The organism is Cytobacillus sp. FSL K6-0265 (assembly GCF_038003465.1).
Lineage (GTDB): Bacteria > Bacillota > Bacilli > Bacillales > Cytobacillaceae > Cytobacillus > Cytobacillus stercorigallinarum.
In genome coordinates, this window is sequence record NZ_JBBOPE010000001.1 from 3,572,211 (window position 1) to 3,591,542 (window position 19,332).

20 protein-coding genes are annotated in these 19,332 nt (G+C 37.8%); 5 read left to right on the forward strand and 15 right to left on the reverse strand.

The window, feature by feature from the left end; translation table 11 throughout:
- Window positions 1-63 precede the first annotated feature (63 nt).
- The 8 genes from MHH73_RS18065 to MHH73_RS18100 all read right to left on the reverse strand — a co-directional run bounded on the left by MHH73_RS18065 (window position 64) and on the right by MHH73_RS18100 (window position 7,148).
- Entirely contained in the window at window positions 64-1,254 is a 1,191-nt protein-coding gene (locus tag MHH73_RS18065; protein ID WP_341068485.1) for a nucleotidyltransferase domain-containing protein, read from the reverse strand.
- On the reverse strand, window positions 1,248-1,724 hold the full coding sequence (locus MHH73_RS18070; protein WP_341068487.1) for a lasso peptide biosynthesis B2 protein: 477 nt from the start codon (window positions 1,722-1,724) through the stop codon (window positions 1,248-1,250). The genes MHH73_RS18065 and MHH73_RS18070 overlap by 7 nt, the downstream gene beginning before the upstream one ends.
- Window positions 1,717-2,016 carry a lasso peptide biosynthesis PqqD family chaperone gene (locus MHH73_RS18075; RefSeq protein WP_191816805.1) on the reverse strand — a complete coding sequence of 100 codons (300 nt, stop codon included), beginning with the start codon at window positions 2,014-2,016 and terminating at the stop codon, window positions 1,717-1,719. Before MHH73_RS18075 ends, MHH73_RS18070 begins: the two co-directional genes overlap by 8 nt.
- Window positions 1,985-2,938 carry an aldolase gene (locus MHH73_RS18080; RefSeq protein ID WP_341068489.1) on the reverse strand — a complete coding sequence of 318 codons (954 nt, stop codon included), beginning with the start codon at window positions 2,936-2,938 and terminating at the stop codon, window positions 1,985-1,987. Before MHH73_RS18080 ends, MHH73_RS18075 begins: the two co-directional genes overlap by 32 nt.
- A gap of 206 nt (window positions 2,939-3,144) precedes the next feature.
- Window positions 3,145-3,270 carry a paeninodin family lasso peptide gene (locus tag MHH73_RS18085; protein ID WP_191816807.1) on the reverse strand — a complete coding sequence of 42 codons (126 nt, stop codon included), beginning with the start codon at window positions 3,268-3,270 and terminating at the stop codon, window positions 3,145-3,147.
- Entirely contained in the window at window positions 3,230-5,194 is a 1,965-nt protein-coding gene (locus MHH73_RS18090; RefSeq protein ID WP_341068493.1) for an asparagine synthase-related protein, read from the reverse strand. The genes MHH73_RS18085 and MHH73_RS18090 overlap by 41 nt, the downstream gene beginning before the upstream one ends.
- 234 nt (window positions 5,195-5,428) lie before the next feature.
- A complete protein-coding gene (locus tag MHH73_RS18095) occupies window positions 5,429-6,238 on the reverse strand; it encodes an endonuclease I family protein (protein WP_341068495.1) in 810 nt (269 codons plus the stop codon).
- Window positions 6,239-6,506: 268 nt separating this feature from the next.
- Window positions 6,507-7,148, reverse strand: a complete 642-nt coding sequence (locus MHH73_RS18100; RefSeq protein ID WP_341068498.1) for an SDR family oxidoreductase — start codon at window positions 7,146-7,148, stop codon at window positions 6,507-6,509.
- 76 nt (window positions 7,149-7,224) lie between these two features.
- Here MHH73_RS18100 and MHH73_RS18105 point away from each other — a divergent pair, with 76 nt between their 5' ends.
- Window positions 7,225-8,244 (forward strand): potassium channel family protein, encoded by a 1,020-nt coding sequence (locus MHH73_RS18105; RefSeq protein WP_341069826.1) that lies wholly within the window; start codon window positions 7,225-7,227, stop codon window positions 8,242-8,244.
- Here the strand turns inward: MHH73_RS18105 and MHH73_RS18110 are convergent.
- Window positions 8,241-8,648 (reverse strand): YugN-like family protein, encoded by a 408-nt coding sequence (locus MHH73_RS18110; protein ID WP_191816850.1) that lies wholly within the window; start codon window positions 8,646-8,648, stop codon window positions 8,241-8,243. The genes MHH73_RS18105 and MHH73_RS18110 overlap by 4 nt on opposite strands.
- Before the next feature lie 290 nt (window positions 8,649-8,938).
- Between MHH73_RS18110 and MHH73_RS18115 the strand changes: the two genes are divergently transcribed.
- Window positions 8,939-11,287, forward strand: a complete 2,349-nt coding sequence (locus tag MHH73_RS18115; protein WP_341068499.1) for a peptidase G2 autoproteolytic cleavage domain-containing protein — start codon at window positions 8,939-8,941, stop codon at window positions 11,285-11,287.
- A 167-nt stretch (window positions 11,288-11,454) separates the two neighbouring features.
- On the opposite strand, the gene MHH73_RS18120 is transcribed toward MHH73_RS18115, so the two are convergent.
- From MHH73_RS18120 to yugI, 3 genes are all read right to left on the reverse strand, one after another.
- Window positions 11,455-12,804 (reverse strand): glucose-6-phosphate isomerase, encoded by a 1,350-nt coding sequence (locus tag MHH73_RS18120; protein WP_191816813.1) that lies wholly within the window; start codon window positions 12,802-12,804, stop codon window positions 11,455-11,457.
- 243 nt (window positions 12,805-13,047) lie between these two features.
- On the reverse strand, window positions 13,048-14,211 hold the full coding sequence (locus tag MHH73_RS18125; RefSeq protein WP_341068501.1) for an iron-containing alcohol dehydrogenase: 1,164 nt from the start codon (window positions 14,209-14,211) through the stop codon (window positions 13,048-13,050).
- A 194-nt stretch (window positions 14,212-14,405) separates the two neighbouring features.
- Window positions 14,406-14,810, reverse strand: coding sequence for a S1 domain-containing post-transcriptional regulator GSP13 (yugI, locus tag MHH73_RS18130; protein ID WP_095372077.1), 405 nt, complete (start codon window positions 14,808-14,810; stop codon window positions 14,406-14,408).
- A 191-nt stretch (window positions 14,811-15,001) separates the two neighbouring features.
- Between yugI and MHH73_RS18135 the strand changes: the two genes are divergently transcribed.
- Together MHH73_RS18135 and MHH73_RS18140 are read left to right on the forward strand one after the other, a co-directional pair.
- Window positions 15,002-15,286: a helix-turn-helix domain-containing protein gene (locus MHH73_RS18135; protein ID WP_341068504.1), complete on the forward strand. Its 285-nt coding sequence runs from the start codon at window positions 15,002-15,004 to the stop codon at window positions 15,284-15,286.
- A gap of 193 nt (window positions 15,287-15,479) precedes the next feature.
- Window positions 15,480-16,304, forward strand: a complete 825-nt coding sequence (locus MHH73_RS18140; protein WP_341068507.1) for an alpha/beta fold hydrolase — start codon at window positions 15,480-15,482, stop codon at window positions 16,302-16,304.
- A 25-nt stretch (window positions 16,305-16,329) separates the two neighbouring features.
- Here the strand turns inward: MHH73_RS18140 and MHH73_RS18145 are convergent, their stop codons facing one another.
- Window positions 16,330-16,593 carry a DUF1871 family protein gene (locus MHH73_RS18145; RefSeq protein WP_191816816.1) on the reverse strand — a complete coding sequence of 88 codons (264 nt, stop codon included), beginning with the start codon at window positions 16,591-16,593 and terminating at the stop codon, window positions 16,330-16,332.
- Window positions 16,594-16,681: 88 nt separating this feature from the next.
- Here MHH73_RS18145 and MHH73_RS18150 point away from each other — a divergent pair, with 88 nt between their 5' ends.
- Window positions 16,682-17,851: a MalY/PatB family protein gene (locus MHH73_RS18150; RefSeq protein WP_341068509.1), complete on the forward strand. Its 1,170-nt coding sequence runs from the start codon at window positions 16,682-16,684 to the stop codon at window positions 17,849-17,851.
- A 38-nt stretch (window positions 17,852-17,889) separates the two neighbouring features.
- Here the strand turns inward: MHH73_RS18150 and MHH73_RS18155 are convergent, their stop codons facing one another.
- Both MHH73_RS18155 and MHH73_RS18160 read right to left on the reverse strand, forming a co-directional pair.
- Window positions 17,890-18,459, reverse strand: a complete 570-nt coding sequence (locus MHH73_RS18155; RefSeq protein ID WP_341068512.1) for a GNAT family N-acetyltransferase — start codon at window positions 18,457-18,459, stop codon at window positions 17,890-17,892.
- A gap of 259 nt (window positions 18,460-18,718) precedes the next feature.
- Window positions 18,719-19,279, reverse strand: coding sequence for a superoxide dismutase family protein (locus tag MHH73_RS18160; protein WP_191816819.1), 561 nt, complete (start codon window positions 19,277-19,279; stop codon window positions 18,719-18,721).
- Between the last annotated feature and the right edge of the window lie 53 nt (window positions 19,280-19,332).

The following is a 19,332-nucleotide window of genomic DNA, read 5'->3' on the forward strand; positions in this document are numbered from 1 at the left end:
AAAAAAGTAAAAAAATAGAATTAGATTAGGTTTATTTCATTTTAGTTCTTTATAAAGAACAAGTCAACATGTTTTCTTTCTCGCACTTTGCAGCATTTGCCGTTTCCTGTTTAACCACAAAAAAGGCTTTATTACATAATAGAGTGGAAACAATCTTTTCGGTAACGGGAAAGCTTGATAATCTTCGGACAAAGGATAGAACCATTGTAAATAATGAATGAACTTCTGCTTCAAAGTAAATAAACTGCGTAAATATTGTGCATGATAATGAGCTATTTCCTTTGGTACATGATGATCATGTAACGAAACCAAATGGTGAAAATAAAATGATGCACCTTTTGCTAACTTGATTGCTGCGCGCTTATCCATATATGTTGATTCAATATTTGAATTAAATAGTTTTGCCGATAATAATAATGCCTGCCCAGCGATTTTTTCGTATTGATACTGGGTTAAATGATGTGACCAGTCCTTATCATTCACAAAACTTCCCTGTAACAAGATCTGATGAATATCAAACAGCCATCTTAACCTTGACCACCCGTGTCTAGCACCGTGAGTACTTAAGAAATAGAATAAATCTTTTTCACCTAAATAAGGAAAGCTAATTTGACTACTCCACTGACTTTCTCTCCTTCTCTCCCATAACTCGGTAAAATGGGGCTCTGTGCTTGGTGCAGGATGAAGGCGCCAGTGAACTTCTACCTTCGTTCGATGTTGCTTATGAAAGTAGGTAAAGTGATGATGCCGCCATTTCCAATCATCCATTACCGATTCAATGTAATCATCTTTTTCATAACCTTGTTGGAGCATTAATTGTTCTGCTTGTTCAATACGCTCAATTGGCACAAGCAAATCGATATCCGCACATGTGCGCAAAGACAGATCACCGTAAAGCTCTTTAGCCAGTATAGGACCTTTGAGAAAAAGAAGCGGTAAGGATGCTTGTTGAAACTGTCGATAGAGTGTATGCATTTCCGCAGTCAAATGCAGCATACGATAGATGTTCTGCTCATAATCTTTTTTTATTTTTGTAACGATATATGCTGGCAATTCATCTGCCAATCTTTGTTCATTTATTGCATGGAAGATTTGCGGGAATATTCGATGATGCTTAACCGCTAGTAGGAACTGATCCCAATCTACTTTGTTACATAATGAAAGCACTAGTTGCTTTTCATTTTTCATCAATGATATGATCAGTTGCATTTCTAATGGTAAATCTTTATTGTTTAAAAATGACGTTCTTACCATCTCTCTTTCTCCTTTTTCGGTATACATGCAAACATGCTAACAATTGTAAACTTATCTTTTTCATGCGCCCCGCTCAGAAAGAAAGTGCCACTCCTTAACCATGCATGAGCGACAAACTCACCACATTCATCCCTCGCAGTCCCTAAGTATAAAGTACTTTCTATTCCTCTTCTTTCAAGCATTTTCATACAAGCAACAGCCTTAACTAAACATTCACTCTCCCAAAACGTATACCGACTCATATGATGTACTGCTTCAGAAATTTGTTGAATCGCATTCTCTCTATGAATTTTCTGCGTTTCTTCTGTCTCTTTCATATGCTTGCCTAGTAGATGTGAAACTTTAGAAAATGGTAACTGCTTATAAATTCTTGCATATGCTAGGTAGATCATGGCCTCTATTAATAAGCGTTTTTTCTCCCAAGGAAGAGAAAGAAAATGTTTAAGTTTACGAAAAAGTATGCTATTCATGTTGCTGTACTTCAATAAGCCCTTCTTTTAGAAGCTGTTCAAGAAAGAAAAAAACCTCTTCTTCACATTTGATTTGCTCTACTTCATATTCTGCTTGCATTTGCGATATGAGAGAAGAGACCAACACGGTTTCTTGCATCTTTCCCCAAATATCACCACCAATGACACCTAAATTATAATATTTACCGTTTTCAATATTCAGCATCACTTTCTCACCGTTCATATCACTTACCATGTTTCCACTCACTTGTTTCACACTATCATTGATTGACAATGGCTTCTTTGCTATCATTATGTTCCTCCTCAAATAAGTTATGAATCGTATCAGCCAGCTCATATGCTGAAAATGAGTTCGACCGTTCGATCGCGTACATGGGAATTTGACTAGCAATCTTAACTGATAAGTCAAAATGCCAAGCTAATAGATCTAACCGCTCAATCATAAAAGGGCGATATGTATGAGTATCCAAAACTTCAATTTTTTGCAACCCATTTAAAGATTGTATTTCTTTTGGTCTTTCATTCACCTGATGTAGGACGAAAATACCTGCAAGTGGAACCGAATGATGGGTAAATATATTCTGTACAGGTATCGCATATTTATTTTCTCTCTCAAAAAGAGGGTGATAACTTGTAACGGATAAACCTAACTTTTTAATACTTTCATCCCATAGTTTTTGTTGTGGATAGCTCGGTACTACGTAGGCTATGCCGTTTATTAATTGAATAGGTATGACATCATCACTTAATAACGACCATCCTTTAAGAATAAGCGTCGAAGCTAGTGTCGACTTACCTGCCCCTGAATCGCCGACAATTAAATAAGCTTTGCCATCCCTCATTATTGCGCTTCCATGAAGGGGTAATATCCGCCTCTGCATTAATAGAACACCCATACACGATCCTAATATAAATAAACGGACTTTATCTATTGAACCACTAGGATGGGGATCAAAATAAATGACCCTGCCGCCCTCAATATAGAAAGTTGCCGTTTCATTTACTTTGAATAGAACTGATTGGTCTGTTAATACTTTAAATTGTCTTTCCTTACCATAACTATCCCATATAGATGATAAATCTCTTTGTTTAATACTAATTACCTCAGAGGGAGTAGAGGGCTCTGATTCTTCGGTAGCAACGAGTTCTTTAAACGGAATATCACTTAATACATATAAACCGAATGCTCGATATTTGTGTATCTTCTTTTCCAACACGTTCCTCCTTTCTAAGAAAAGCGCCAGACGCCACTGCCTATAAGCGTACAGAAAGATCTTTAGCCTATTTTTTCGAATGAAATACCTAAGGGCAATAGCGTCCATTTTTAGCGCACGAAATATCAATTAAACTTATCATCTTTTTGACTCTTCTCTAAGAAGCCCTTATACATAAGGCACAAGGGCCGTTTGCTTTAATGTGCTTACGAATAATGAATAGTTTCATCTTCATCTGGTTGGACAGCATCCGGGATTTGCAACCCTGGTCCTCCCATCGTTCTCTTTATTTCAAGTTCTTGCAAAATGGGTGTTTGCCAAATTTTTGTCACTGATTTCACCTCCTTTAATAAGAAAACGATAGAGAATAAGTGTCCGCATCGCTATGCGAAAATCATCATCAAACACTTGGTTTGCTTGTGGTTGCTGAATACGTTTTAGATGGTGCCGGATGACTGACACATCGATATAGTGCTGAATGCGCTGATCGTTTAATGCTTTCTCCATTTCATTTAGAAAAGACGGCCAATTTGGTTGCAATCGCAGCAACCCATCTGCACCTTGCACACCCTTGCTTTTTACATTTAATCGATTAAGATTCGGTAAATATCCTTTCGTTGCTCGTCGAATAAAGGCACGATTGAATCCATTTTTTACAAATTGGTCCTCTGGAAGAGATAAACAAAAACGGACCACCCTTAAATCATCTGTAGGGTCTCTAGGAATTACGCCATATTTCAAGGCCATTTTTGCGCCATATACTCCTGTTGTATGCCAATAATAAAGGTCTTTGAATTGCTGTTCTCTCACTTGATACGCATTAGTTAGACCGTTCCCCCCTTGGTCAATACCGTACTCTCTTAATTTTTCATATACCTTTGTTTGTCTTGCAAATGCGGGATGAATAAATTGTGGGAAGGGATGCCCCCGATTCACATGGGATGCTCTTATTTTTTTATTTATAATCGTCGACCAAACTTTTTTTCGATCCACGCCTATATTAGTACTATAGGCATTTGTCTCTTTAAAAAAATGTAATAATCGATACTTTTTAAGAAGACTGGCATAGTAATCAAGAGCTGGGCCCCAAGAAATGGTCCAATTGCCTCGTTGGCCATTGAGAAGAATACCTATGTCCAGTGCTGATGCTTGTTCGTAAATTCCGCGTAACCAATACGTATTGTCGAAGTATTTATAAGGTGATTCAATCACATTCAACCACTCATCTATTTCTGTATAAGCATTGCGTTCAGAGAATGAGAAGAAGTGCGGCACGAGAGTAGGATACAGCTTAAGCATTTCTTCAATCCATGGTCTTTCGTTCGCTTGTCTGCTTTTCGGTGTCCAATCTTCAAACTTGGGGATAGGGATATAGCTGAATGTATGTAGCGGTTCCCCTTGTAATGATTTCGCTGCGAATGCAGTGACAGTACCTGAATCCAAACCTCCACTTAAATGAGCACCTTTTGCCTTGAATGTTCTTAATTTGGAATCAACTACTTTTTGAAATAATTCTTGAAATGCTTCAATATATTGTTCATCATTCTTTAGGTGAAGCGGTTCTCTTTCTTCTAGTAGATGACAGTATTGCTTGAACTCCGTCTTATGTTTCGTTACTGTGATTGAGTGTGAAGGTGGTATTTGATAGATAGATTGATAGACCGTTGAGGTTAAATCTACTGATTCTATCGTTAATGGATTAGCAAGATATTCAGCGATCCAGTTTTCATTATATGTATCATCTACCTCTGGTAAGGTCAGTAAAGCACCCATTGTCGATGCGAATGAGAAGAACAAAGCATTTTTAGTAAAATATAATGTTCTCGTACCTGAGAAATCTCTAGCCCCAAACCACGATTGCTTTTTTTCATTCCAAATCATGAATACAAAATCACCGACTAAATACTTAGGACAGTCTTCTCCCCATTTTTCATAGGCATATAAAATCAGTTGACTATCGGTTATCATATATTTCTCATACTTCCGAATATTTAATTGCTGATATAAATCTTCACGATTATCAATAATACTATTGCATATGATAGTTAAACCTTTTTCACAATCGTAATAGGGGATTTCCTCATCCCTTGATTGTGGTGTAATCCAATTTAAAGAACAACTTAAGAATAGGTGGCGCTCTCTTCTTGTTTGCACTCGATCAAAACGGAACCCTTGAAACTGTTGCAACATCCTATCCCCGTAATGAACAGGAATTTCCCACTCATTGAAGCTCCCTATCCCAGCAATGGCTGTCATGCGCTACCTCCCTTATTGTTAGTTCTTTATAAAGAACATATAAGTACTCTTAAACTAACATCATACAAATCAACTGTCAATATTGTTTTTGATACAAATGGCTTATTTTTTTCAATTAAAGTTCATTTTTGTTTAAGGCTAAAATGAGCTTTGCAATCTTTCTCGTGAAGTTAAAAAAAGTCTGGTAGAACTGTATACGTTTCTACAGTTCTACCAGACCTACATATTCCCCTTCTACTTACTATCACCCCAAATATCAAATGCCCATTCAGGGTTATCAATGAAAGGATTGCGGTTATTTTGAAATTCTTCATAGATTAATTGATTTCTACGTTGTTCATTTTCATCTACAGGATCCTCTTTATGCCACTCTAACAATACGGATAACTTCCCATGTAAAGGCGTGCGCCCATTATTGACTTGATCGTTCAATTCTAAATCTAGTTCACCATCATCGCCTTCATAACGAACTGCCATATAAAAAAGCATTCTGGCAAGATCCCCCTTCACTTCATCACGAGGTTCAAAAGAATCATGATCATAATAATTACCTTTTGCTTCCTGATGCTCTTGTCCACCATTATCAAAATCTAAGTTTCCTCTAGAAGCATTTACACTTACATCTGTCGGCCTTAAATGATGCAGGTCTGTTCCTACACCTGGATTAGTATCAAACCCACCATGAGATTTTGCCCAAATATGTTCACGGTTCCAGTCATCTGCATCTGGACCTTTTAAGTCCTTGTCTTGCGATCTTCCACTATAGAATAAAATCACATTATCTCGGTTTTGGGGATCTTCATCCGTCACCATTAACGCTTCCCATACCTCACGATAAGTGAGTTCATTATGATCATCTATAATCTCATGAAGCGCTGCTTTTAATTCATCTCCCGTTTTCCCTTCTGCCTCTTTATAATAGTTACTATTAACCTTATATTCATTTGTTTCGTTTCCCTCTGTTAATGGGGGTTCCCCTCCTTTTGAACAACTAACTAACAAACTCAATAAAACGAATAATGGGATAAATGAACGTATGCTCATTGTTTCCTCTCCTTCATAAAGTACTTAAAAGAATATTATCTATGAAAAATAAATATTTGAACAGCACCAACAGTAGGCTTTTTATATAATAGAAATTTTCCGTCCCTTTTATCAAAGAAATGAAATACTTATATGAAGAACAAAAATCCTTGTGTGGAAATTACATACAATTTATGAAGTATTGTTTCCAAATGAAACTAGAGCAAATTCTCTATTAGAATTTGCTCTAGTTTCATTTTATTTACCTATCCATGTCTCAGTATTTTTCCTAAATCCCTTTTAGCGCCTCGTCTATCGTTTCCTCTCCTGTAACGAGGTCAAATGATTGATGAATGGTCCGATCATTATGTAGGACCTCAACGATTGTTGCAGCCACATCTTCACGTGGAATCGTATTTCTCTCGAGAGAAGCAGATGCCTTCACTTTCCCTATGCCTGGTTCATTCAATAAGCCACCAGGACGTACGATTGTGTAGTCTAATGAGCTATTCATCAACATTTTATCAGCATAATGTTTAGCTGCCATATATGGTTCGATTGCAGTCCATTTTTCTCTGTCATTCGCATGTATGGCGCTAACCATCACAAATCTAGAAACACCGGCTTGTTCTGCGGCTTCAATAGCTTTACCTGCACCGTCTAAATCAATGAGCAATGTTTGATCATATCCAGTGTGACCTCCTGATCCTGCTGTGAAGACAACAGCATCACATCCTTGCATAGCCGTAGCCAATTCATCCACTGTACCAGTTAATGATGCATGAACTGCTTCCAATCCACTGTTTTTAAAATCGTTTAATTGTTCTACTTTTCTTACCATTGCTACAGGTGTATCACCGGTTGATTTACTTAATTTGTTCATCACCTGTTTACCAATTTGCCCGTTTGCTCCTATTACTAATACTTTCATTCTTTTTCTCCTCTCTTCCCTTTTCATTTATTGGTGAAAATCGTTTATGAAAATGTTTTTTCACCTATACTAAATAATACTATTTTCTAGGGGAGTTTATAAAATGCCACATTATCTGTATTCTTATTTCACTCGCTTACCATTGGTCTTTCGTATACTCATCATGGCACTGATGACAATTATCCTTTTTGGCGGTTTTGTTCACTTATTAGAGCCAAATAGTTTTCCCACTTGGTTTGACGGTATTTGGTGGGCTGTCATCACTGCATCAACTGTTGGATATGGTGACTATGTTCCTCACTCTGTTGTCGGTAGAATAGCAGGAATTGTCCTTGTTTTGACAGGAGCAGGTTTTATTGCTTCTTATTTCGTCGCATTGTCTACTGCCGCTGTCGCTAAGCAAAATGACTATATTCAGGGGAATTTTCAATTTAAAGACCATGATCATATTATTGTCATTGGTTGGAATGCTCGTTCGAGAGAAATTTTGAAAACGATTTGTAGCTATGTTAATAGCGTACCCGTCACATTAATCGATGAAACATTGGAGGAAAATCCACTGCCCCATGAAAACCTTCATTTCGTCAAAGGGAATCCACAAAGAGATGATGTGCTCATGAAAGCAAGTGTGATGGACGCTAGACAATTGATTATTACAGCTGATCAAAACAAAGACGAACATCAAGCAGATATGCACAGTATTTTGACTTTAATTGCTATTAAAGGGTTGAATCCAGCTTTGCCTTGTATTGTTGAAGTCCTTACTACCGAACAGATGAAAAATGCGAAACGTGCAGGAGCAGATGAAATCGTGCAAACGAACTTATTAACAAGCTTTGTCATGATTAGTAGTCTTACTTCAAGGGAAATGGTTACTGCATTTCTCAGTTTACTAAGGCAAATGGATCAAAGGAGACTAGGGATTGAACCCGTATTGACAGACCATATTGGGGCCAATTTTCGTGATGTGAGCATTAACTTAATGAATGAAGATATATTGATTCTTGGTGTCAAACGGGGAGATGAGATGATTATTCATCCCCCTCACCCATTTTCACTTCAGGCAGAGGACTTGCTTATTACAATAAAAAATTAATATTCTAAAATCCTCTCTAATTCTCCAACAAGTTCGTGACCTATAGCTACGTATTTTTCGGTAACTTCTCCGTCTTTATCAACTGGTGATTGAAATTGATTAAATGAGGCAGAGAAATTACCGATATTGGCATTATTTTCATCAATATTGCTCTCGTAAATATGTGACAAGAGGTAAGGTGTTCCCAATTCTACTGTACAATTGCTCGTATCTAATTGACCATCTATGGACTTGAAGGGTATACGTAAGAAATGATACCCATTGTTCGTATCAATTTTGTAATCAAACGCACCATGGTCGTAATCCCAATTTCCTCCGATTGTATAACCCATTGGTTTTAATAATTGCTCCAGTTTAAACAAGTGATATTGCTTTCCCTCGATATTAGAATGAATTTCTCTCATTGCTTTCATTCCTTTCATCATCATATTTGCGTTTAGTTTTACCATTTCCCCTCTCACTAATACTCGCCCTTTTCACTTCTTTCTTTTAGGAGAATCTCATTTACTCCAAATAATTACCCAATTATTCATTCGAGATAAATAACTAACCTAAAGGGACAAACACACAATCGGGATAGGATCTTAACTCATAAAGTAATAGCAGAACCCAGGGAAATGTATACAGATTGTTTTATTTTTATATGCCCAAAAAGTCTTTATTTTTTTACCAGTATGGAAGGAGTGATTTATCAATGCCAGAATGCAATCGCAATGCGAATGGTGCCTGTTCTGATGCAGGTGGAATAAATACAGTTGCAAACGGGGAGGCTGCTCACGCGGAAGGGAATTCAACGACTGCTGATGGTAATGCTTCCCATGCAGAAGGATTTGAAACATTAGCTACTGGAGTCGCTTCTCATACGGAAGGGAGCCAAACTAATGCTATTGGTACAACGGCCCATACGGAGGGGTTTCAAACCGTTGCTGTTAGTGACGCTGCTCATGCGGAAGGGAGTTTAACCACTGCTGAAGGTGAGTCCTCTCATGCGGAAGGGTATAATACTTCAGCTAGTGGAGCTGCCTCTCATACGGAAGGTTCTAGTAATTCGGCAACGGGTGATACTGCTCATGCGGAAGGATTCAAAACTATTTCTGCTGGTAAAGCTAGTCATGCGGAAGGCGTTAATACCGCTGCCATGGAATTAGCTGCTCACGCGGAAGGCCTAAACACTTTATCAACTGGGGAAGCTAGTCATTCTGAGGGAATAGATACGCAAGCTGCAGAAAGTGCAAGTCACGTGGAAGGATTGACTACTTCTGCGCTCGGTGTTGCTTCTCATGCAGAAGGAAGCTCTACCCAAGCAAATGGCGTTGCTTCTCATGCGGAAGGGTTTAGTACAACTACTATTGGTGATGCTTCTCATGCAGAAGGGAACTCAACTAGAGCTATCGGATCTGCTTCTCATACAGAAGGGTTTGAAACTGTTGCAAGTGGGGAAACAGCACACGCTGAGGGAAATACAACCGAAGCCTCTGGATATGCTGCTCATGCAGAAGGCCACCAAACGGTTGCAAGTGGCAATCAAGCACATGCGGAAGGAACACTCACCTCAGCCAATGGTCTTAGTGCCCATGCTGAAGGGAATACAACAACTGCTAGTGGTGATTACACGCATGCGGAAGGGGTAAGAAATACCGCCTCTGGCGAAACCGCTCATGCTGAAGGAATGGACACCGAAGCGAGTGGCTTTGTTTCTCACACAGAAGGAAGAAACACAGTTGCAAATAATTCTTACGCTCATGCAGAAGGATATTTAACGACTGCATCTGGCTCCACTTCCCATGCAGAAGGTGGTAGCAGTGTAGCATCCGATAGTTTTGCACATGCGGAAGGCCTTTTTACCCAAGCAAGCGGCTATGTTTCTCACGCAGAAGGAAGTTCAACTGTTGCTTCAAATGCCTTTACCCATGCAGAAGGAATTGAAACGACAGCAGCAGGATACGCTTCGCACACCGAAGGATCTCTTACAAGAACAGAAGGGATAAGCGCCCATGCTGAAGGATATACAACGCTAGCAAGCGGGGATTATTCCCATGCTGAAGGAAGCGGAACCACCGCGAGTGGGAACTATGCACATGCAGAAGGATTCAATAATGTCGCCTCTGGTTATGGAGCCCATGTGGAAGGTGGAGTGAATGCAAGTAACGCTTCTTTACCTAATACTGCTTCTGGTAATAGTTCGCATGCTGAAGGTTACGGAACCACTGCAAGCGGTACAGGTGCTCATGCAGAAGGATTAAATACCCAATCTGCAGCGAATGCCTCACATGCTGAGGGTGTCAATAATAACGCGACGGGGCAAGCTGCTCATGTAGAGGGACAAAATAATGTAGCCCAAGGTGTCTTTTCTCATGCAGAAGGATTTCAGAACATAGCTACAAACATCGGCTCGCACATAATGGGACTATATGGAGAAACAACAGACGATTACTCTTGGCATGTCGGCAACGGAACAAGTGCTAACAGCAGAGGTTTAGCTGCGCTACTCCAAGGATCTACAGGAGATTTATATATCGATGGCACACTTCATGAAAATGGCGCTGACTATGCTGAAATGTTTGAAACGATTGATGGAAACAGCATTACACCAGGTAGATTTACTACATTGCAAGGTAAAAAGGTGAAAATAGCAACTAGCAATGACACTTATATTTTGGGCATTACAAGTGCTGCTCCTGCCATTAAGGGTAATGCCGCTGAACTGCATTGGCATAATAAATATCTAAAGGATCAATGGGGCCGCATTCAATATGAACAAATCCCAATTGACCCAAATGATGAGAACCTCGCAAAGCTAATGCGACAAGCACCAAAACTAAACCCAGCATACGATTCACAACAATCTTATATACCAAGAAGCAGACGTGAAGAATGGGTAACCGTTGGTCTACTCGGTCAATTATTAGTTACTGATGATGGTAGTTGTTCAACTGATGGTTACTGTTTACCGAATGATGAAGGGATTGCCACATTTTCAGAAACTGGTTATCGTGTGATGGATAGAATAAGTTCTAATCAGATACTAGTCATGTTTAAATAAGCGAATCATTTTTATGGTGTTGGCAAGTACGATGGAAGGACCAATGGTTAACGTGATATTCACATTCTTAGGTCAACTGTTCATCTTAGGAGAGACCTTTGATAGAAATCATTTCAAAACTAAATGAACTCGCCACCCCGTGCGAGTTCATTCTTTATTTTATTTCGTTATTTCAAGCGTTCTTCAAGCTCTTTTTTCTTCTCTTCAAAACCTGGTTTCCCAAGCAAAGCAAACATATTTACTTTATATTCCTCCACACCAGGTTGGTCAAATGGATTCACACCAAGTAGATATCCGCTAATAGCGCAAGCTTTCTCAAAGAAATAAACAAGATAACCAAAAGTAAATGCATCCATTGCTGGAATCGTTACAATGAGGTTAGGTACATTCCCATCTGTATGGGCAAGCATTGTCCCTTCGAATGCTTTATGATTCACAAAATCAACCGATTGACCAGCTAAATAGTTTAAGCCGTCCAAGTCATTTTCTATTTTTTCAATCTTCACTTCATGTCGTGGTTTCTTCACTTTAATAACCGTTTCAAATAAATCTCTTCTACCTTCTTGCACATATTGCCCAAGTGAATGGAGATCGGTAGAAAAGTTGGCAGATGAAGGATAAATACCTTTTTGATCTTTTCCTTCACTTTCACCAAATAATTGTTTCCACCATTCAGAAAAATATTGTAACCCCGGCTCGTAATTAACAAGCATTTCAATTGTTTTTCCTTTATTATAAAGAATATTTCTGACAGCTGCGTATTGATAAGCGATATTTTCTTCAAGGTTGGCAGAACTTAACTCTTTACGAGCGACTTCAGCCCCCTCCATTACTTGAGTAATATCAATATTGGCCACTGCAATTGGTAATAAGCCTACAGCCGTTAACACAGAGAATCTTCCGCCAACATCATCTGGAATGATAAATGATGCGTAGCCTTCTTCATTCGCTAATGTTTTTAAAGCGCCCTTTTCTTTATCAGTAGTAGCATAAATCCGTCTTCTCGCTTCCTCTAGGCCATATTTCTCTTCTAATATTTTTCGGAATAATCGAAAGGCAATCGCTGGTTCTGTCGTTGTTCCAGATTTGGAAATCACATTAATAGAGAAATCTTTATCCTCTAGTAAATCGATGACATCATGAATATAACTAGAGCTAATATTATTGCCAACAAAAACGATTTGAGGTGTGTTTCGTTTTTCTTTAGAAAGAGCATTATAAAAACTATGTTGTAACATCTCAATGGCAGCTCTTGCGCCAAGGTAAGAACCACCAATTCCGATTACTAAAAGAACATCAGAATCTTCCTTGATTTTTGTTGCTGCCTGTTGAATTCTTGCAAACTCCTCGCGATCATAGTTTTGCGGTAAATCTACCCATCCTAAGAAATCATGACCTGCACCTGTTTTACTTTTAATAGCGGTATGCGCTGCTGTTACCGCTTCCTTTAAATATGATAATTCATGCTCACCAAAAAAGCTGAACGCTTTCGTATAATCAAACTGTATATGAGTCATCGTTTTTCCTCCGCTTATGTAATTCATGAATCAATAGTCCTCTACCACTTTATCGAAAGACAAGGAATTTTTCAAGAATCAGTCTTTGCCAATGGCGGTTTGAACAACCATTTTAATCGTTTAATCATTTCCAAAATAAGGTTTAGTGCATGAATTATATTATAAACAGATTAATTCTTTTATCTTTTTCAACAATCCCATAGATCCTATAAAGAAAGCTCTCGCTTCACGAGAGCTTCTTACTTATAATGCTGAACGATAGATTGAAAGAACATCCTCTTTATCTAATACTTGAAAACGACCAAAAGGACCATTATAAACGGCTTTATTTGCCATATCTTCTAGCTTACTATCATCTATACCATAATCTGATAATTGTTCTGGCGCATCAATACTGTTCCAAAATAGTCTTAAACGGGCAATTCCTTCTAATGCGACTTCCTCATCTGTCTTGCCTGTTGGATCGACTTCAAACACTTTTATTGCTAATTGTTTCATTCTCTCAGGCTTTGCATGTAATGTATGCTTCATCCAATGAGGGAATAAAATGGCCAGACCGCCACCATGAGGAATATCATAGACTGCTGATACGGCATGTTCGATATTATGAGTTGCCCAGTCTCCTCTATAACCCATATTGAGAATGCCGTTTAATGCCATTGTACCGCTATATAAAATGGTTGCACGGTGCTCATAATTTTCTAAATCATCTATTAGTTTCGGGGCTGTATCCATTATCGTTGTTAAGAGAGATTCACACATACGATCTTGAAAGTCCGTGTTTTCTTCTAAATGGAAATAATGTTCAAGTACATGAGACATCATATCAACTATGCCATAAATTGTTTGGTCTCTTGGTACTGAATATGTATGTGTTGGATCTAAAATAGAAAATTGAGGGAATACAGCCGGGCTTCCCCAAGACAATTTTTCATGTGTTTCCCAATTCGTAATGACCGCCCCTGAGTTCATTTCAGAACCGGTAGCAGCTATTGTAAGTACGGTACCGAATGGAATAGCTTCTTCCACTCTTACTTTATCCGTCACCATTTCCCAAGCATCACCAGCAAATTTCGCTGCTCCAGCAATGGCTTTTGTACAATCGATGACACTTCCTCCACCAACAGCTAGAATGAAATCAATCTCTTTCTCGCGGCAAATATTGACACCTTCACGCACAGAAGAGACACGAGGATTTGGATCCACCCCACTTAGTTCATACACTTCTGCATCCATTTTCTGTAACTCTTTCATCACCTGATCGTAAAGACCATTTCTCTTAATACTTCCGCCACCATAAACGACCAACACCTTACGGCCAAAAGGAGAAATCTCTTCACTTAATTTACTTAGTTCACCTTTACCAAAAATCAATTTCGTTGGATTCCAAAATGTAAAATTCTCCATTCTATCACCTTCCTTTTTTGTTATTATCATTTTTTTTACTAAGGATTGCAAAGAATACATCTTTTTTTATTTATTTTAAAAAATAAAACAAATGATTCTCTATATTCTCTCTTCCGATGAACGAAATGATTCTTTGTTTCGACAAAAAAGACACCGAGAATTTCCCGGTGTCTTCTACCTGAAGCTGAACTAGCTTATTTTTTAATTAAATCTTCACGTTCAGATTGTGCAATCCACTCTTGCAACTTATCTTTTAGTGTATTGAAACCTTGGCTACCATTATCCTCTACTTTTTGCGCTACAGGATTATTTGGGCGTTTGCGAGGTTTTTTCTCTTTTTCTGTTGGAGCTGGCGCTTCTTGTGTTGCACGGATAGAAAGGCCAATTTTTCCAGCATTTTCATCAATAGAAAGTACTTTTACTTGCACTTCATCTCCAACACTTAAATGTTCATTAATATCTTTAACGAAGCCATGAGTAACTTCTGAAATGTGAACAAGTCCTTGTGTATTTTCATCTAATGCAACAAAGGCACCATAAGGTTGAATACCTGTTACTTTACCAGTAATCACGCTGCCTACTTCAATTTTCTCTGACATGGGAACACTCCTAATTATTAATATTTTATCGTTTATATACGCAATAAAAAATTATATCATACTCTATTGCTAATATCAAAAGTTAAATGGATAGTCAATAAATAGCCATAATTAATTAACGAAATGTTCACACAATTAACGAGTAAAAAAGTTAAATGGTGGTAAAATTAAATATAGAAGGGGTGATAAAAATGAATCACATTGGTGAAAATATTCGCTTAGTCCGTGAACAACATGGGTTAACAAGATTAGAACTTGCAAAAAAAGCGCGGGTAGGTAGGGCAGTAATCGAAAAATATGAGTCAGGTAGTTCCACCCCAGATACGCTAACAATCCTCAAGCTATGTACAATATTGGACATCCCAGTATCAACTATTACAAACCAACAAGTTGACCTTCAAAATCAGAATGAGTTCCATCATACGATGCTTCATCAACAGGATTTTAATGAAAATAGTTTCCATTCTTACGTATAAACATATAGATTTTCGGCAAGGCTTGTATTGTAAGTCTTTCTAGAATTCCCCCTTTGTTGAAGGCAATCTGTTATAGGATTGCCTATTTTTATTTTTTGTCGCAAATACAGTGTTTCTCCTTGTAAGCAATGGCCATGAATGATATGACTTAAGAGCAACACCTTACATAACCGTAAAGAAATGAGGACAACCATTGCCAAACGAAAAAATGCTTCTAAATGGAAATGACTTTTATTATGAATATTACCCACACCCAACCCCTAAACGATCATTTGTATTATTGCATGGGTTTCTTTCTTCCAGCTTTAGTTTTCGCAAGCTCATACCATTGCTACAAAAAGAAAATACAGTACTCACAATTGACCTTCCCCCATTTGGGAATAGCGGAAAAGCGAAAAAGTTTACCTACTCTTATGAAAATATTGCTTCATCGGTTATTTTACTTCTTGAAAAATTATCTATTCAACAAATGGTGATGGTCGGGCATTCAATGGGAGGACAAATTTGCCTAAACATTGCTCATCAAAGACCTGACCTGCTTGAGGCTGTCGTCTTATTATGCAGCTCTTCTTATCTACCGAAAATGCCGGCAAAGTATGTTTACGCAAGTCGCCTCCCTTTCTTTTCTCTTTTTGTAAAAAAGTATCTTGAAAAATCAGGGGTAGAAAAAAACTTAAACAACGTTGTTTATGATAAAGAAATGATTGATGATGCCATGAGGAATGGTTATTTAGAACCTTTTTTAAACAAGGATATATTCTATTCTTTAGCGAGAATGATACGTGACCGGGAGGGAGATTTGGATGAGGCCTTATTAAAAACAATTATCACTCCTTGTTTACTCATTTGGGGAGAGGCGGACAAGGTAGTCCCCCTCTCTATCGGTCAAAGGTTACAGAGAGACCTACCGCATAGTGAATTACATATCCTTAAACAAGCAGGACATCTTATTCCCGAAGAAAAACCTGAGGAGATTGTAGCAATTATCGAACAATACTTACAGAAAAAAAGAGAATGAATGGATTGAGATCATTTTTATTCCTTCATTCAATCTCGCAGGAACTATTACTTTTTATCACCAGGAGCTTATTTGCATATTTTTTACATTGATCGAGAGGAATTACTTCATCAAAAGAGAATTCATAGGTTGCTTGGATATAACGGGCTAATTCATCAGTATCGTCAACAGTTTGGACCATTTGGAGGATATCCGCAATTTCCGTATCGTAATTGCCAGTACCGACATGAAACGGGTCCCAATCATTTAAACAATCTACTAACAAAAGATTCATTTGTTGTGTATTCATTATACATTCACCTAATTATTTTTCATTTATGTTTACATATCTTATCATATAGATAGAAATCGATAAATAAAGAAATGGTGGGATAGAATTGGAAAATCAATATTTTCATGAAATTTTTGATCGTAAAAATACGTCATCAGTGAAGTGGGAAATGACCAAAATGGTTTTTGGAGAAGAAGACGTCCTACCAATGTGGGTCGCAGATATGGATTTCAAACCGCCTAAAAAGGTGACAAATGCACTTCAAAAACGTTTAAATCACGGAATTTATGGGTATACATTTGCTTCCCCATCCTTACCAAAAGCAATCAAGGATTGGGTAAGTGCACATCACGGCTGGGATATTCCCCTGCAATCCATATTATACAATAGCGGTGTGGTTCCTTCCTTGGCAGCGGCTGTACAGACCTATACAGAAGAAGGGGACAATATATTAATACATACCCCTGTTTATCCGCCATTTACAAATGTCATTGAAAGTAATCATCGTAAAGTTTTACGGTCTCCATTAAATCTTGTCAATGGACATTACAAAATTGATTTTGATGATTTTGAACAACAACTTAAAAAAGGGGCGAAGATGTTTATTCTCTGTAACCCTCATAATCCAGGAGGGAATGTATGGTCAAAAGAGGATTTACAGCAGATCGGAGACCTATGTATCGCTTATGATTGTTTAATCCTATCGGATGAAATTCATGCGGATCTAGTCTATAAGCCAAAAAAACATGTGGCTATTGCCAGCTTAAGTGAAGAATTGCGAGATCAGACGATTACATGTATTGCACCAACGAAAACTTTTAATATTGCTGGTTTGCAAGCATCAGCCCTTATCATTCCCAATGAGACATTAAAGAAGAAATTTGCAGATTTTCAAGCAAAACAAGGCTTCCATCAGTTATCCATTTTTGGAATGATCGGTATGGAAGCTGCCTATACTTATGGAGCAGATTGGTTAGAAGCTTTACTCTCTTATTTACAACAAAATATCCAGAGTGTAAAAAGTTTTATAGAAAAGGAATTGCCTGATATTAATGTCATTGAACCAGAAGGGACGTATTTAATCTGGCTAGATTGTCGTCAACTCGGCTTAACTGATGAGGACATTCAGCAAAAGCTTGTAAAGAAGGGGAAACTTGGATTAGAGCCAGGACCTAAATACGGCCCAGGTGGAGAAGGGTTTGTCCGTATGAATATTGCCTGCCCTCATGACTTACTTATGGAAGGACTTCACCGTTTAAAAACAGCTTTTTCTTAAATAAAAACATGTCGGAAGAACTATCTCCGACATGTTTTTTATTTTAATAAATTCTCTATATGCTTTTTTGTTTCTATCCAATCTTCTATTGTCACACTATACATCACTGTGTGACGAATTTCTCCATTCCTGCGAATCATATGATTGCGTAATACCCCTTCCTTTTTCGCACCAATTCTCTCAATTGCCCTTTGTGATTGGAGGTTCTCGTGGCCTGTTTTTATTTGTACTCGATTTAATTTCAGTTCTTCAAAACAATAAGATAATAAAAGGTATTTACAATTTGTATTGATTGCACTGCGCCAATACTGAGGATGAAGCCATGTTGATCCGATTTCTAACTTTTTATGGGTAAGATCCACATCTAAAAACCAGGTGCAGCCAATAATTTGCTGCTCCTTTTTATTAAAAATAACAAAAGGGAACTCTCTTCCTTCTTCACGCTTTTTGATACCTGATTCTACATATGTAACGACGTCATTATATTGAGTTAAGTCCACTGACATATGTGTCCAAATTGACTCCTCTTTCGCTGCCTTACTTATCCCTTCTATATGACAAGTTTCTAGTGGAACCAGTTGTACTACACTATTTTCTAATACCTTCATAAAACTCCTCTCCTTTAACCTATTAAAGCATATTTACAGTCAAATAATACAGGTTTTTACTTAATATTCTTAATTTTATTTCCGAGTTGATTTTCATTAAATTTATTTCATAACTTATGACAAACTTGGCTCACTTTAATCGGTTACTGCCATTTCCATCGATTAACAAGCCTAGTTTTTTATCGTTCTCTAAACAATGAAAAAAAGAACAAATCCATTCCATTAGAATCTGTTCTTTCTTCCATGCCTATAATGATGATTAACTTTTACTATTTTGTGCTTCTTTCTGCTTTGGTTCTTTGTCTTTTGAAATCACTCCACATGCAATTCTTTCTCCTGAATCGCCAGAAGGCTGTGTTATGCCATCATCGTTTTTTTCATCAATGACAATAGATGTACCATCTTTTGTTAATAATGACGACTTTTCATCTTTCATTGTAACCTCAGCTGCAACTAAATCCGTCTTCACTTTCCCATCATCTTCCACAATAATATTAGGTAAATCCCCCGCATGATGACCATCTTGATTCAGTAAACCATGATCTTTATCTTCGGGATTAAAGTGATTGCCAGCCGATTTAAAGTCAGGTGCCTCACACTCACCTTTCTCATGGATATGAATCGCATGATCCCCTGGTGGCAGACCCTTTAAATCTAACCCTACCTTGACCCCACTGGCCTGCTCTTCTAATTTAACTGTACCAAGAGAATCCCCAACTGCATTAAACATTTCTACATCTACTTTTTTTACTTCCTGTTCAGTACAACCCATTAATAAAACAGATAGACTAAATAATAAATAAACCATCTTCTTATTCATAAAGAAAGCCTCCAAAAAGAAAATCATGCCCTTAGCTTTTCCCAATCAAAAAA